The following is a 14,670-nucleotide window of genomic DNA, read 5'->3' as shown; positions in this document are numbered from 1 at the left end:
GCCGTGTCCAACGGGCTCCGGGCCTACGTCCTGATCGTCGGGATGTGGGTGCGCTCCACGATGGCGTACCGCACCTCGTTCCTGATCATGACGCTGGGGAACCTCCTCGCGACCGGACTGGACTTCGTCGCGATCGCGCTGATGTTCACCCACATCGGGCAACTGGGCGGCTTCACCCTTGACGAGGTCGCCTTCCTCTACGGCACCACCAGCATCGCCTTCGGCCTCGCCGATCTCACACTGGGCACCATGGGGCGGCTGGGCCAGCGGGTGCGCGACGGCACGATGGACACCCTGCTGGTGCGGCCGGTGCCGATACTCGCCCAGGTCGCCGCCGACCGCTTCGCGCTGCGCCGGCTGGGCCGGATCACCCAGGGCGCGGTGCTGCTCGGCTGGTCGCTGGCCCGGCTGGACATCGACTGGACGGTGGACCGGGCGCTGCTGATGCCGGTGATGCTGCTGAGCGGGGGTGCCATCTTCGGGGCGCTGTTCGTGCTCGGCGGCGCCTTCCAGTTCTGGGCCAAGGACGCCTCCGAGGTGCAGAACGCCTTCACCTTCGGCGGGACCACGCTGCTGGAGTACCCGCCGACGGTGTTCGGCAAGGAGCTGCTGCGCGGCGTCACCTTCGTCATCCCGCTGGCGTTCGTCAACTGGCTGCCGGCGCTGCACATCCTGGGCCGCCCCGATCCGCTGGGGCTCCCGGCCCGGATCGGCTTCGCGGCGCCGCTGGTCGCGTGCGGCTGCTGTGCGGTGGCGGGGCTGGCCTGGCGGGCGGGGCTGCGGGCGTATCAGAGCACGGGGAGCTGAGGGGGAGGGATGGCCATGGACGAGCTGATCGAGCTCGACGGTGTCGAGAAGGTGTTCCAGGTGCGGCGCAGAGCCGGGCTGATGCGCCGTGAGCGCCGCGAGGTGCGCGCCGTGGACGGCATCAGCTTCCGGGTGCCGCGCGGCGAGATGGTGGGCTACATCGGCCCGAACGGCGCCGGGAAGTCCACCACGATCAAGATGCTGACCGGGATCCTGGTGCCCAGCGGCGGACGGCTGAGGGTCGCCGGAATCGACCCCTCCAGGGAGCGGACGCGGCTCGCGCGCCGGATCGGGGTGGTCTTCGGGCAGCGGACCACCCTGTGGTGGGATCTGCCGCTGCGCGATTCGTACGCGCTGGTGCGGCGGATGTACCGGATCCCCGACGACCGCTACCGGGAGAACCTGGACCGCTGCGTGGAACTGCTCAACCTGAGCGAGCTGTTGGACGTGCCGGTGCGTCAGCTCTCGCTCGGCCAGCGGATGCGCGGCGATATCGCGGCCGCCCTGCTGCACGACCCCGAGGTGCTCTATCTCGACGAGCCGACCATCGGGCTCGATGTGGTCAGCAAGGCGAAGGTGCGGGAGTTCCTGCGCGATGTGAACGCCGAGCAGGGCACCACCGTGCTGCTCACCACCCACGATCTGACCGATATCGAACTGCTGTGCAAGCGGGTGATGGTCATCGACCACGGCCGGCTGGTCTACGACGGCGGGCTCGACGGGCTGCACGCGGTGGGGGAGAGCGAACGCACGCTCGTGGTCGACCTGGAGCAGGAGCTGCCGCCCATCGAGATCCCCGGCGCCCGGACGGTGCGGGTCGAGGGGCCCCGGCAGTGGCTGGCCTTCCCGGCGAACAGCAGCGCGGCGCCGATCGTCGCGGCGGTCGCCGACGGCTATCCGCTGGTGGACCTCTCGGTGCGCGAGCCCGAGATCGAGGACGTGATCGCGAGGATGCTGCACGGCGGGGAGGGCGGGGCGGCCGGGCGCGGAGTGTGAGCGGGGCCCGTGACCGGGTCGGTGGCCGGGAACGGGGGATGGATCGGGGGCGGCACCCCCGTACGAGATACGGGCCACGGCCGGTGCCCGCCGTTAGTCTGTCCGTATGACGAGCGCTGGTTCTTCCCAGGGGGCGAGCCCCGACCTCCCGGACCCGGCCGGGATGCGGGCCTCCGACGCCGAGCGTGAGCGGATCGCGGAGGTCCTCCGCGAAGCCGTCGCCGAAGGCCGCCTGGACATGGAGGAGTTCGACGAGCGGCTGAACGCGGCCTACACGGCGCGCACCCACGGCGAGTTGGAGCCGCTGGTACGGGATCTCCCGGTGCCCGGCAGCGCCGCTCCCGCCCCGCCGGCCCCGGCCGATCCCACCGGCTGGAGGGAGCGCATCGGCGGCACCCCGACGTCCCGCATGGGGATCGCGATCATGGGGGGCTTCCAGCGTAAGGGCACCTGGACCGTCCCGCGCGCCTTCACCGCGTTCACCCTCATGGGCGGCGGTGAGATCGATCTGCGCGAGGCCCGGTTCGAGGACCGCGATGTGGTGATCCGCTGCTTCGCCCTCATGGGCGGGGTGCAGATCATCGTCCCGCCGGACGTGGAGACGCATGTCGGCGGTATCGGTCTCATGGGCGGTTTCGACCACACCGGGTCCGCCGACGGGGATCCCACCGGCCCTCGGGTGACCGTTACGGGCCTGGCGATCTTCGGCGGGGTCAGCGTCGAGCGCAAGCTCCGTAAGGAGGAGCACAAGCGCCTCAAGGAGGAGCGCCGCCGGGTGAAGGCCGAGCGCAGGGACGAGCTGCGCGCCGAGCGCCGGGAACTGCGGGGCGCACGGCGCGATGAGCGCCGTGAGGAGCGGGAGGAGCGCCGGCTGTCCCTGGAGAAGGACCGTCGCCGCGACGACTACTAGGCCCTTACGGGGCTACTGGGCCCTTACGGGGCTACTGGGCCCTTACGGGGCTACTGGGCCCTTACGGGGCCCGGAAGGGCCCGAGGGCCCTCCAGGCTCCGGAGATCGGCGAGAAGCTCCGGCTGAGCTTCCGGCTAGAGCTCGGCCGCCGTGCGGCCCCGCAGGTGGTCCAGGTCCAGCGCCCGCGCCATCGCCCGGTAGCCGTCGTCGCTCGGGTGCAGATGGTCGCCCGAGTCGTACATCGGGCGCAGCCGCAGCGGGCTGATCGGGTCGCGCAGTGCCTTGTCGAAGTCCACGACCTCGTCGAAGACCCTCCCGGCGCGGATCCGCGCGTTGACCTGCTCGCGTACGGCGTCCAGCTGGGGTGTGTAGCCGCGGTGCCCGTAGAAGGGCGTCAGGGTGGCTCCGATGACCCGCAGGCCCTGGGCGTGGGCCTGTTCGGTCAGCCGCTTCAGGCCCCACACGATCCGGTTGGGGTCGGTCTCATGGGGGATGCGCAGTATGTCGTTGACGCCCAGTTCGACGATCACGGCCTTGACGCCCGTACGGGACAGCACATCGCGGTCGAAGCGGGAGAGCCCGCTGGGGTTGTTGGGCGGGTACTGCGTGCCGTCGCTCAGCACGCGGTTGCCGCTGATGCCCTGGTTGAGCACGCCGAAGCGGGGCGCGCCGGGCTCGCTGCGCAGCCGCTCGGAGAGGAAGTCGGTCCACCGGTGGTTGGCCCCGGCGGTGGAGGTGATGCCGTCGGTGATCGAGTCACCCAGCACCGCGACCGCGCCCTCGGCCTGCTTGGACCACACGTCCACGCCGGTCAGATAGCGCCAGTACGGGCTCTGCTGGGTGTAGGCGGCGCCCGCCGTGTCCTCCGTACGGTCGCCATGCGCCATGTACGACGTCTGGCGGGCGTGCGGGTGGTAGGTGACCGAGCCGGACGCCTGCGGAGTGTAGGTGGTGACCAGCAGATCGGCCGAGTCCGGGACGGCGAGCCGCACCGGGTCGCTGGTGATGGCCTTACCGGGCGGGATCGTCACCCAGGTGCGGTTGTTGAAGGCGAGGCGGCGCATGGTGCCGGTCGCCGCGGTGGGGTTGCTGGGCGCGGCGGCCAGCGCCAGCGAGGCATGCGTGACCGTCAGCGGACGGCTGCTGTAGAAGTTGGAGAGCTGGATGCGGGCGCTGGTGCCGCCGATGGTGGTGTGCACCACGTTCCGTATCGACATGCCCGACAGGCCGCGCAGCGTCCTCGGCTCGGCGGCCGCGGCCGAGGTGGACCAGGTGCCCACCCAGGATCCGGCCGAGGCCGGGTCGGCCGAGCCGCGGGCCCCCTGCGCACGGGAGTCCGTACCCTCCTTGTCGCCACCGAGCCCGATGAATATCGCGGTGGAGACAAGGATCACCACAGCCGCCAGCGCAGCGAGCACGGCATACCCCGTGCGTCTGGGCATTGGGGGCATGCTCATGAGCGGGTTGTCTCCTCGGGCGGACGGAGCCCGAGGCTCCGGAAGTGGACGGGAACGGCGGGTGATATCCGGCAGCGCCGATGCGGTCCGGTCGGTGACTCATGATCCCATGGCGGGACCCGGCTCCGCCTGTCGGCCTGCCCCCAATGTGCTGGGTCGCTCCCCCAGACAGACGACGGGAACTCACCGTTCGTTCCACCCATGGGCGACTGAGACCGGAAAGAGACAATGCATGAGGGGACGGGTCGACCAGGTGGAGCGTATGGAGCGAAGAACGACTGGTGAGACGGCGGCCCCGCCGCCCCGGGGCGCGGCTGTGCCCTTTGTCACGGACAGCCCCCTGGACGTGGAACGGCGGCGCGGAGTGCGCCGGATGAAGGCGCTCGCCACCGGCATGCTGTTCGGTGTCGCACTGGTGTACGTGCTCGCCACCTGGGCGCGCTCCTCCGGTATCGACGGCTGGCCCGGCTATGTCGCCGCGGCCGCCGAGGCGGGCATGGTGGGCGCCCTGGCCGACTGGTTCGCGGTCACCGCGCTCTTCCGGCGGCCCATGGGGCTGCCGATTCCCCATACGGCGATCATCCCCACCAAGAAGGACCAGCTCGGGGCCAGCCTCGGGGAGTTCGTCGGGGAGAACTTCCTCTCCGGCGACGTCGTACGGATGCGGCTGCGCGCGGTCGGCATCGGCAGCCGGCTCGGCACCTGGCTCGTCCGGCCCGAGCATGCCGAGCGGGTGACGGCCGAGCTGGCGACCGCGCTGCGCGGCGCGCTCACGGTGCTGCGCGACTCCGATGTGCAGGCGGTGGTGGGCGAGGCGATCACCCGCCGGGCGGACGCCCAGGAGGTCGCGCCGGGCCTGGGCAAGCTGCTGGAGCGAGTTGTCGCGGAGGGCGGTCACCGCCGCGCCGTGGACCTTGTGTGCCTGCGCGCCCACGACTGGCTGGTGGAGCACAACGAATCGGTGATGCAGGCCGTGACCGGCGGCGCCCCCGGCTGGACGCCGCGGTTCGTGGACCGCAAGGTCGGCGACCGCGTCTACAAGGAACTGCTGCGCTTCGTCACCGAGATGCGCGATATGCCCGCCCATCCGGCGCGCGGCGCCCTGGACCGCTTCCTCACCGACTTCGCCGGGGATCTGCAGTCCGACACCGACACCCGGGCCCGGGTGGAGCGGGTGAAGAGCGAGGTGCTGGGGCGCGGCGACGTCCAGGACATCATCACCACGGCCTGGGCCTCGGTGCGGGCGATGATCGTGACGGCGGCCGAGGACGAGCGCAGCGAGCTGCGGCAGCGGGCGCGGGCGGCGATTCTGTCGCTGGGCAGGCGGATGGTGACGGACCAGCGGCTGCGGGACAAGGTCGACGGCTGGCTGGAGGACGCCGCCGTCTATGTGGTGACGACGTATCGGGACGAGATCACCTCGCTGATCACCGAGACGGTGGCGGGCTGGGACGCGGAGCACACTTCGCGGAAGATCGAGGCCCATATCGGCCGGGATCTGCAGTTCATCCGGATCAACGGCACCGTGGTGGGTGCCCTGGCCGGGCTGGTGATCTATACGGTCTCGCGGGCGATGGGCGGATAGCCGCGCCCTGTCTCTGGCAGGTGCGCGCGGTCTGGCCTATGGTGCGCGCGTGCGACGTCGTCGAGGGCGGGCCGTGCTCGCCCGGGGGCTGTGGACGGCCGGTGAACTCGCCGTCACCCTCGGGCTCGTGGTGCTGCTCCTGGTCGTCCACCAACTGTGGTGGACCAACCGGCAGGCGAGGGCGGGCGCACGGCACGAGGTGGGCGTACTGGAGCGGCAGTGGCACGACGGGGCCGCCGAGTCCGCGACACCGGCGCCGGGGGCGACGCGATCCTCCGATTCCCCTCATGGGGACGGACGCGACCGTGACCGGGCGACCGGGGGCGGGGGCCAGGGTCCGCGCCGGGACCAGGCGTACGCCGTGCTCCGGATCCCGCGCATCGGCCTTACGGTGCCCATCGCCGAGGGCATCAGCCGGGCGGCGGTGCTCAACAAGGGGTACGTGGGCCACTATCCGCGGACCGCCCAGCCGGGCCAGGCCGGCAACGTCGCCCTCGCGGGCCACCGCAACACCCACGGCGAGCCCTTCCGGCAGCTTGACGAGGTGCGCCCGGGCGACACGGTGCGCATCGACACCGCCGACGCCCGCTACACGTACACGGTCGAGCGCACGCTGCCGCGCACCTCGCCCGCCGACGGCACGGTGGTCGCCCGGGTGCCGTACAGCTCCACCCATCCCCGCTACCGCTACACCGAACCGGGCTACTACCTCACGCTGACGACCTGCACCCCCGAATTCACCTCCCGCTACCGCCTGGTGGTCTGGGCCCGGCTGCGGGCCGCCGCCCCACGGGCTGTCAGCGGGGGCCACTAGACTGGCGGAGCCAGGAGGGGAGACCGGCCGGGAGAGGGGGTGTGACGGTGTCGCGACGACTCGAAGCGCTGCGCATGCAGCTGGGCGTCTGCCTGTTTCTGCTGACCGGGGTTCTGCTGGCGCAGAGCGGGACCGTCAGCGCCGTCGCCCTCGCCGCCACCGTCGCGGCCACGGCCGCCGTCGCCACGGCGCTGCTGACCTGCGCGATCCTCGCCTCCCGCGGCCGAATACCCGCCCCCGCCGGGCGGATTCGCACCGCGATACGGGACCGTGAGCGCCGTACGGCGTTCCTGCCCCAGCGGGATCCCGATGCCTCAGGACGCCCGAGGCCGCGAGCGCCGGGCCGTCGTCTCCCGACGGCCGCGTAGGCGCACCCATTTCGCTGTACGGCGGACCCCCAGCCTCTCCGGTTTGAGGAGCGGGGTCCGGGGCGGAGCCCCGGAAGCTCCAGCATTCGTACCGCCGCGCCACGCGGCTCGTCACGCCGATGTCTTCCTCACTCCGGCACGACGAGACCCGCGGAGGGCTCCCATGTCCCTTTTCTCTTCCCTAGGCACCCTGCTGACCACCATGGCGGGCGGCCTCGACCCGCTCTTCGGCGCGTCCGCGGCGGCGGCCGCCATCGTCCTGTTCACGCTGTGCGTCCGCGCCGCGCTGCATCCCCTCGCCCGTGCCGCGGTGCGCGGTGAGAAGGCGCGGGCCGCGCTCGCGCCGAAGCTCACGGAGCTGAGCCGCAAGCACAAGGGCGACCCCGAGCGGCTGCGGCGCGCCATGGCGGAGCTGCGGGCGAAGGAGGGCGCGTCACCGCTGGCGGGCTGTCTTCCGGCGCTCGCCCAGCTTCCGGTCTTCTTCGTCATGTACCACGTGTTCTCCACCGGCAGCGGCGCCGGAGACCTTCTCGACCACACCCTCGCCGGGGCCCCGCTCGGCGCCCGGTGGGGCGGGGCGCTCAACGGTGCGCCGGGTCTGGTCTACCTCGGGCTGTTCGCGCTGATCGCGGCCGTGGCGACCTGGACGTATCTCCGCGCCCGTAGGACGACCGTCCCCGGGGCGCCCGGAGTGGCCCGGGCGCTGCCGCTGCTGTCGTTCGGGACCCTCGTCACCGCCGCCGTGGTCCCGCTGGCGGCGGCGCTGTACCTGGCGACCAGCACCACCTGGACTGCGGTGGAACGGGCCCTGCTGCACCGCGGATGACGGCACCCAGGACGGGGCCCGCGACGACACTCGCCGCAGTCACGAGTGAAACCGCTGTCCCAGTCCGTGAATGAGGTCTTGCGGGCTGGACGCCCCTGAAGAGAGGATCGATCAGCCGGTAGGCGCCTCGCACCGGCCTGTGACCTCGGGAGTCTTGGGATGAAACTGCTGCGAGTCGGACCGGCGGGCGCGGAACGCCCCGCGCTGCTCGATCAGAACGGCACCTTGCGCGATCTGTCCGCCCTGGTCCCGGACATCGACGGCGCCCTCCTCGCCGACGAGGTCGCTCTCGCGCGGCTGCGCGCGGCAGCGGCCGCCGAGGGCGACGACGCGCTGCCCGTGATCGAGGACGGCGAGGTGCGGATCGGCCCGCCGCTGGGCCGTATCGGCAAGATCGTGTGCATCGGGCTGAACTACCACGACCACGCCGCCGAGACCGGCGCCACCGCCCCCGAAGAGCCCATCATCTTCATGAAGGCCCCGGACACGGTCGTCGGCCCCGATGACACGGTCCTCGTCCCGCGCGGCAGCGTGAAGACCGACTGGGAGGTCGAACTCGCCGTCGTCATCGGCCGCACCGCCCGCTACCTCGACTCCGACGAGGCCGCCCTCGCCTCGGTCGCGGGCTATGCGATCGCCCACGACGTCTCCGAGCGCGCCTTCCAGATCGAGCGCGGCGGCCAGTGGGACAAGGGCAAGAACTGCGAGACGTTCAACCCCCTGGGCCCCTGGCTGGTGACCGCCGACGAGATCCCCGACCCGCAGGCCCTGGGCCTGCGCCTCTGGGTCAACGGCGAGGTCAAGCAGGACGGCACCACCGCGGACCAGATCTTCGGCGTGGCCCATGTGGTCCGCTACCTCAGCCAGTTCATGACCCTCTACCCCGGCGATGTCATCAACACCGGCACCCCGGCGGGCGTGGCCATGGGCCGCCCCGAGCCCAAGCCGTACCTCCGCTCCGGCGATGTCGTCGAGCTCGAGATCGACGGACTGGGCCGCCAGCGCCAGGAGTTCAAGGACGCGTAGCCGGACGCCGGGCGGGCGGCCCTGCCGGGGCCGCCCCTCCGTACGGCCGCCTCAGGCCGTCGTCGGCAGATAGCGCTCCAGCGCCTCCACCACCAGCGCGTGGTCCTCGGCCTGCGGCAGCCCCGAGACGGCGACCGCGCCGATGACGCCCGTGCCCGTCACATGGAGGGGGAAGGCGCCGCCGTGCGCGGCGTACCGGTCGGGGTCGAGGCGGGAGGACTCCTCGAAACTGGCGCCCTTGGCGCGGAGGCGGGCGCCGACGAGGAACGAGCTCGCCCCGTAGCGCTCCACGACCCGGCACTTGCGCTCCAGCCAGGCGTCGTTGTCGGCGGAGGTGCCCGGCAGCGCGCGGTGGAAGAGCCGCTGACCGGCCCGGTGGATGCCGATCGTGACGGCGGCGCCGCGCTCCTGGGCCAGGTCGGCGATGAGGCAGCCCAGACGCCAGGCGTCGTCGTTGCCGAAGCGGGGCAGGCGCAGCCGGCGCTCCTGCTCCTCGATGCGGGATATCAGCTCGACGTGCTCGCTCATGCGGGGACCTCGATCCGGACGGTACGGCGCTCCGCGGCCGACAGCCGGGCCGCCTCCAGCACATGCAGGGTGGCCGCGGCCTCGGCGGCGGTGACCGGCGGCGGGGTGCCGTCGCGGAGGGCGGCGGCGACGGCGGCGTAGTACGCGGGGTAGTCGCCCGCAAGAGTGGGCACGGGGACCCCGCCGCCGGTCAGCGGGGACTCTCCGGCGCCCAGCCGGCCCCATTCGCTCTCCGGCTCGGTGCCCCATTCGACGGACGGGTCGCCGGGGCGCAGCCCCTCGCGCAGGGCGCCCTCCTGCGGGTCGAGGCCGTACTTCACATAGCCCGAGCCGCTGCCCAGCACCCGGAAGCGCGGGCCGAGCTGGGCGGTGATCGCACTCATCCACAGATGGGAGCGGACGCCGCTGGTGTGGGTGAGGGCGATGAAGGTGTCGTCGTCGGTCTGCGCCCCGGGGCGGCGCACATCGACCTCGGCGTAGACGGAGTCGACGGGGCCGAAGAGGGTGAGCGCCTGGTCGACGAGGTGACTGCCCAGGTCATACAGCAGCCCACCGACCTCGGCCGGGTCGCCGGACTCCCGCCAGCCGCCCTTGAGCTGCGGCCGCCACCGCTCGAAGCGGGACTCGAAGCGCTGCACGTCGCCGAGCGCGCCCTCGGCGAGCAGCTTGCGGAGGGTGAGGAAGTCGTTGTCCCAGCGGCGGTTCTGGAAGACGCTCAGCAGCAGCCCGCGGGCCTCGGCGAGCGCGGCCAGCTCCTCGGCCTCGGCGGCGGTCGCGGCCAGCGGCTTGTCCACGACGACCGGCAGCCCCGCCTCGAGGGCGGTGCGGGCGAGCGGGACATGGGTGCGGTTCGGGGAGGCGATGACGATCAGGTCCAGTTCATCCGCCCGGCCCCACAGCTCATCGGCGGAGTCCACGAGACGGACATCGGGGAACTCGGCGCGTGCCTGCCGCTGCCGCTCCGGGCTGGAGGTGACGATGGTGTCCAGGACCAGTCCCTCGGTGGCCGCGATCAAGGGGGCGTGGAAGACGGATCCGGCCAGGCCGTAGCCGATCAGTCCCACGCGGACGGTACTGCTGTCATCCATGGCATCCATGAGGGCCACTTTGGCAACAGTGTTGCTAAAGCGCAAGCGATGGCCACAATGGAGGAGTGAACAGCACCATGTCGGGGGCGGCCGGGCCCGGAGCCAATCTGACCGCCCTGCGCAGCCATAACGCCGCGCTCGTCCTGCGTCTGCTGCGGGACGCGGGCGAGGACGGCGTCAGCCGACCGGAGCTGGCCGGCCACACCGGGCTGACCCCCCAGGCCGTCAGCAAGATCACGGCGCGCCTGAGGACGGAGGGACTGGCGGTGGAGGCCGGTCAGCGCGCCTCGACCGGCGGCAAACCGCCCGCCGTGCTCCGCCTGGTCCCGGGCGCCCGCCATGCGATCGGGCTGCAGCTCGACCGCGATGAGCTGACGGCTGTCCTCGTCGACCTCGCGGGTACACCGGTCGCCGCCCGCACGGCGCCCTTCGACTTCGGCGCGCGGGCGGAGGAGGCGCTCGCGGCGGCCACCGCCGAGGTCAGGGCGCTCCTCGCGGACGCCGGGACCGGCCTTACGGATGCCGGGACCGGCCTTACGGAGACTGGCACGGAGACTGGTGGCGCGACCGGCGGCGCGGCGGGCGGTGGGCTGGGCGGTGGGCTGCTCGGCGTCGGCGTCGCCGCGCCGGGACCGCTCGATCACGGCTCCGGCGTGCTGCACCGCGTCACCGGCTTCCCCCAGTGGGACGGCTTCCCGCTGCGTGACGCGCTCGCCGAGCGGCTCGCCCTGCCCGTCGTCCTCGACAAGGACACCAACGCCGCGGCGCTCGGGCTGGTGACCACCGGGACCGCCGCGTCGGCCGCGTATCTCCATCTGGGCACGGGTCTGGGCGCCGGTCTGATGCTCGGCGGGGACGTCTACCGGGGGGCGCGAACCGACGCGGGCGAGTTCGGGCATCAGGTGATCCAGCTCGACGGGCCGCTCTGCGAATGCGGCAATCGCGGCTGCCTGGAGGCGCTGTGCCTCGCCGCCGTCGCACGCGACGACCATACGGACGCGGCGCGGCTGCTCGGCGTCGGCGCGGCCAACCTCGTACGGCTCCTCGACATCGACCGGGTGCTGCTGGGCGGCCGGGTGGTGCTGGCCCACCCCGAGCCCTACGTTCGCGGTGTGGCCACGATGATCGCCGAGGACTCCGCCCGCGCCAGCCGCCTCCCCGTGCCCGTGGATGTCGTGGAGCGGGGCGGGCGGGCCGTGGTCGAGGGCGCCGCCCGGCTCGTACTCGCACCACTGTTCGCACTGGGCTGATCGAGGGGGATCCTGACCGCCAGTCGGGGGCAATCCGGGCCTGGTGCGGTGTGTCGGCGTGCGGACGCGGAATGTAGCGCAGTGCTCGGGGAAACCCCGCACAGCAGAGGTCACTCATGCGCTTGCCCACCGCACTGTCCCTACGAGCTGTCCTTCCGGCGGCCGCGCTCGCGTTCGCCCCCGCCCTCTATGGAATCCCGGTGTACGCCGCCGAGGCGGAGTCCGCCGCCTGCGGGGGCCGGAACGCCTCCGACTTCCCGATCGAAGCCCATCTGCGCGATGGGCCGGATCAGTACGCCCGGGGCGGCGGCTGGCGCGGCTGGCACCTCGAACTGCGCAATGCCACGGACACCGGCTGCCGTGCCATCCACCCCATCGCCGTTCTGCTCGACCAGGCCCGTGAACTGCGGCCCCGCCATATTGGTTTCGAGTTCCTGGACCCGTCCGCGGAGGGCGGCGCCACCTGGCGAGCCGTCTCCTTCCAGACGACGGACGAGGACGAGAACATCGGGGTCTTCGAGAACAGCCATTTCAAGGGTTTCACCGTGCCCGCGCACAAGACCGTCGACGTCCAGGTGCGTACGCGTTTCACCGAGGACGCGCCCGAGGGGTCGGTGACGGCCAACGCCATCGCCGTACAGCGGCGCGCGGACGACGGCGACTGGGTGGGACAGTCGAACGACTACGAATTCCGCATCGGCCCGGCGGCTACGGGGGCGGGTTCGGGCACGGGCACGGGTGCGGGTGCCGGTACGGAGGCCGGGACGGGCACGGAGGCCCAGACGGGTACCGGAACGCGGACCAGGGCGGCTACGGGCGCCGTCAGGGATAGGGAGACGGATGCCGGTGTCGGCGCCGGAGCCGACACCGACGGAGCTACCGAGACAAAGCCCGCGCCGCAGCAGCCGACCACCCGCTCCAAGAGCCCCACGGCCGCTCCGACGCGAACGCCGGAGAAGACCCGGCCCTCCGCTCCCGCCGCGCCGAGCCGGACCCCGAGCTCCGGTGCAAGCCATAAGGAGAGCCATTCGGCCGTAGTGCCGCCCCGTGCCGACAGCGACGCTGATGCCGACGCGGAGGCGGACGCGGACGCCGACGTCGGCGCGGAGGCCGACGTCGACACCGATCCCAGTGCCGAAACGGACACGGAGACCGGAGCGGATGCCGATACGGACACGGGTACCGATACTGAGCCGGGCGCTGATGTCGACACCGACACGGACGCGGACCTCGGCGAGGACGCGAGCGCGGACGCCGGCACGGGTACCGACACCGATACGGGCGCCGACACCGAGGCAGGTACGGACACCGGGACGGACGCCGACGCCGGTACCGGTACCGACCTCGACGAGGGCCTCGACGCGGACAGCGACCTCGGTACCGACACCGACCTGGGCACCGACACCGACCTGGGCACGGAGACCGACGACCCCAGCGCCGAATCCGACCTGGGCACCGAAACGGACCCCGGCGCTGAAACGGACCCGGGTACCGACCCTGGCGCCGAAACCGAACCCGGACGTGAGTCCCAAGCCGACCCCAGCACCGGCACCGGCGCCGACGGACGTCACGAGCAGGACGGCGGCCACGAGCGCGAGCGGATGCCCGAACTCGCCGCGACGGGCCGTCACACCGCCCTGCTCGCGGGGCTCGGCGTCATCAGCGCCGCGCTCGTGACCTGTGGCACCGTCCTCGTGGTGAGGTCCCGGCGCTCGGGGACCTGAAGCCCCGACGTCCCCGACGCCCTCAACTCCGAGCTACTGGCCCCGGGGCCCCTCGCCCCGGCGGCGCAGCTCGTCGTCGATCTTGTCCGAGCCGGACTGGATCTGCTCCGAGTGCTTGCCGCCCGTCTTCTTGTCGGCGGCCTCGGCCCCCTTGCGAGTGCCCTTCCGAGCCTTGTCGGGGTTCTTGCTGATCGCGCCCTTGAGCTTGTCCATCATGCCCATCGCGGCCTCCTTACGGTCCGGCTCGTTCCAGGGAGGGGCGGAGTCCGCCCCTCCCTCAGGATCAGACACCTGTGCGGATCTGTCGCGCTGGGACGGGGCGCGAACGGACGGCGAACGCATTGTGCTCCCGGACACGGGGCGGTCTCCCCAGGGCTTTCCCCGGTTAGGCTGAGGTCGTCGCCAAAGGTCGATTCCGAGCGGAGAGCAACCAGTGGCAGAGCGCAAGCCGATCGAGTCATGGCTCACCGACATGGACGGTGTCCTGATGCACGAGGGCATACCGGTGCCAGGTGCCGATGCCTTCGTCAAGCGGCTGCGCGAGTCCGGCACGCCCTTCCTGGTGCTCACCAACAACTCCATCTACACCCCGCGCGACCTCCATGCCCGGCTGTCCCGGATCGGGCTGGACGTCCCGGTGGCCAACATCTGGACGTCGGCGCTGGCCAGTGCCCAGTTCCTGGACGAGCAGCGCCCCGGCGGCACCGCGTATGTGATCGGGGAGGCGGGGCTGACGACCGCGCTGCACGACATCGGCTACGTCCTTACGGATGTCGAGCCGGACTATGTGGTGCTCGGCGAGACCCGTACGTACAGCTTCGAGGCGCTCACCAAGGCCATCCGGCTGATCAACGACGGTGCGCGGTTCATCGCCACGAACCCCGATGAGATCGGCCCCTCCGCGGAGGGTGCGCTCCCCGCCACCGGCTCCGTGGCCGCGCTGATCACCAAGGCCACCGGCCAGAAGCCGTACTTCGTCGGCAAGCCCAATCCGCTGATGATGCGCTCCGGGCTGAACGCGATCGGTGCCCACTCCGAGACCAGCGCGATGATCGGCGACCGGATGGACACCGATGTCCGGGCCGGGCTCGAGGCCGGTATGGAGACCTTCCTGGTGCTCACCGGGGTGACCAAGGCGGCAGAGGTGGACCGGTATCCGTACCGCCCGTCCACGGTCGTCGACTCCATCGCGGATCTCGTGGAACGCATCGCCTGACCCGCCGAGGCCGCTGCCTGACCCGCCGGTGGCCCCTGTCCGACCCGCCAGCGCCCCCTGTGCCCCGGATGGCGC

The 14,670-nt window shown here is 72.1% G+C and carries 15 protein-coding genes; 11 read left to right on the top strand and 4 right to left on the bottom strand.

The features are described 5' to 3' along the window. Positions 1–42: 42 nt before the first annotated feature. The 3 genes from CGL27_RS19650 to CGL27_RS19640 all read left to right on the top strand — a co-directional run bounded on the left by CGL27_RS19650 (position 43) and on the right by CGL27_RS19640 (position 2,713). Positions 43–807: an ABC transporter permease gene (locus CGL27_RS19650; protein ID WP_237299899.1), complete on the top strand. Its 765-nt coding sequence runs from the start codon at positions 43–45 to the stop codon at positions 805–807. Positions 808–822: 15 nt separating this feature from the next. Next, a complete protein-coding gene (locus CGL27_RS19645) occupies positions 823–1,803 on the top strand; it encodes an ATP-binding cassette domain-containing protein (protein WP_078647444.1) in 981 nt (326 codons plus the stop codon). A gap of 106 nt (positions 1,804–1,909) precedes the next feature. After that, on the top strand, positions 1,910–2,713 hold the full coding sequence (locus CGL27_RS19640; RefSeq protein ID WP_240450567.1) for a DUF1707 domain-containing protein: 804 nt from the start codon (positions 1,910–1,912) through the stop codon (positions 2,711–2,713). A gap of 134 nt (positions 2,714–2,847) precedes the next feature. Here the strand turns inward: CGL27_RS19640 and CGL27_RS19635 are convergent, their stop codons facing one another. Then, positions 2,848–4,155 (bottom strand): SGNH/GDSL hydrolase family protein, encoded by a 1,308-nt coding sequence (locus CGL27_RS19635; RefSeq protein WP_119988955.1) that lies wholly within the window; start codon positions 4,153–4,155, stop codon positions 2,848–2,850. 277 nt (positions 4,156–4,432) lie between these two features. Here CGL27_RS19635 and CGL27_RS19630 point away from each other — a divergent pair, with 277 nt between their 5' ends. The 5 genes from CGL27_RS19630 (at position 4,433) to CGL27_RS19610 (ending at position 8,789) form a co-directional block, all read left to right on the top strand. After that, positions 4,433–5,755: a DUF445 domain-containing protein gene (locus tag CGL27_RS19630; protein ID WP_240450566.1), complete on the top strand. Its 1,323-nt coding sequence runs from the start codon at positions 4,433–4,435 to the stop codon at positions 5,753–5,755. A gap of 49 nt (positions 5,756–5,804) precedes the next feature. After that, positions 5,805–6,569, top strand: coding sequence for a class E sortase (locus tag CGL27_RS19625; protein ID WP_119988949.1), 765 nt, complete (start codon positions 5,805–5,807; stop codon positions 6,567–6,569). Positions 6,570–6,643: 74 nt separating this feature from the next. Next, entirely contained in the window at positions 6,644–6,937 is a 294-nt protein-coding gene (locus CGL27_RS19620) for a DUF6412 domain-containing protein (protein ID WP_078641684.1), read from the top strand. A gap of 163 nt (positions 6,938–7,100) precedes the next feature. After that, positions 7,101–7,763: a membrane protein insertase YidC gene (gene yidC / locus CGL27_RS19615; protein WP_119988947.1), complete on the top strand. Its 663-nt coding sequence runs from the start codon at positions 7,101–7,103 to the stop codon at positions 7,761–7,763. Between the two features lie 159 nt (positions 7,764–7,922). Next, entirely contained in the window at positions 7,923–8,789 is an 867-nt protein-coding gene (locus CGL27_RS19610; RefSeq protein ID WP_119988944.1) for a fumarylacetoacetate hydrolase family protein, read from the top strand. Between the two features lie 51 nt (positions 8,790–8,840). Here the strand turns inward: CGL27_RS19610 and CGL27_RS19605 are convergent, their stop codons facing one another. Beyond that, positions 8,841–9,317, bottom strand: coding sequence for a heme-degrading domain-containing protein (locus CGL27_RS19605; RefSeq protein WP_119988941.1), 477 nt, complete (start codon positions 9,315–9,317; stop codon positions 8,841–8,843). After that, positions 9,314–10,414 (bottom strand): Gfo/Idh/MocA family oxidoreductase, encoded by a 1,101-nt coding sequence (locus CGL27_RS19600; protein ID WP_119988938.1) that lies wholly within the window; start codon positions 10,412–10,414, stop codon positions 9,314–9,316. Before CGL27_RS19600 ends, CGL27_RS19605 begins: the two co-directional genes overlap by 4 nt. Positions 10,415–10,482: 68 nt before the next feature. Between CGL27_RS19600 and CGL27_RS19595 the strand changes: the two genes are divergently transcribed. Continuing rightward, on the top strand, positions 10,483–11,655 hold the full coding sequence (locus tag CGL27_RS19595) for an ROK family protein (protein ID WP_119988936.1): 1,173 nt from the start codon (positions 10,483–10,485) through the stop codon (positions 11,653–11,655). Positions 11,656–11,771: 116 nt separating this feature from the next. After that, positions 11,772–13,379 (top strand): hypothetical protein, encoded by a 1,608-nt coding sequence (locus CGL27_RS19590; RefSeq protein WP_162953026.1) that lies wholly within the window; start codon positions 11,772–11,774, stop codon positions 13,377–13,379. Positions 13,380–13,412: 33 nt separating this feature from the next. On the opposite strand, the gene CGL27_RS19585 is transcribed toward CGL27_RS19590, so the two are convergent. After that, positions 13,413–13,670 (bottom strand): antitoxin, encoded by a 258-nt coding sequence (locus CGL27_RS19585; protein WP_240450565.1) that lies wholly within the window; start codon positions 13,668–13,670, stop codon positions 13,413–13,415. 142 nt (positions 13,671–13,812) lie between these two features. Here CGL27_RS19585 and CGL27_RS19580 point away from each other — a divergent pair, with 142 nt between their 5' ends. Further along, on the top strand, positions 13,813–14,595 hold the full coding sequence (locus CGL27_RS19580) for an HAD-IIA family hydrolase (RefSeq protein ID WP_014061019.1): 783 nt from the start codon (positions 13,813–13,815) through the stop codon (positions 14,593–14,595). Positions 14,596–14,670 lie beyond the last annotated feature (75 nt).

The sequence above is a fragment of the Streptomyces sp. 11-1-2 genome (genome assembly GCF_003595545.1).
GTDB lineage: Bacteria > Actinomycetota > Actinomycetes > Streptomycetales > Streptomycetaceae > Streptomyces > Streptomyces hygroscopicus_B.
This window is presented reverse-complemented; position numbering and strand designations above follow the sequence as displayed.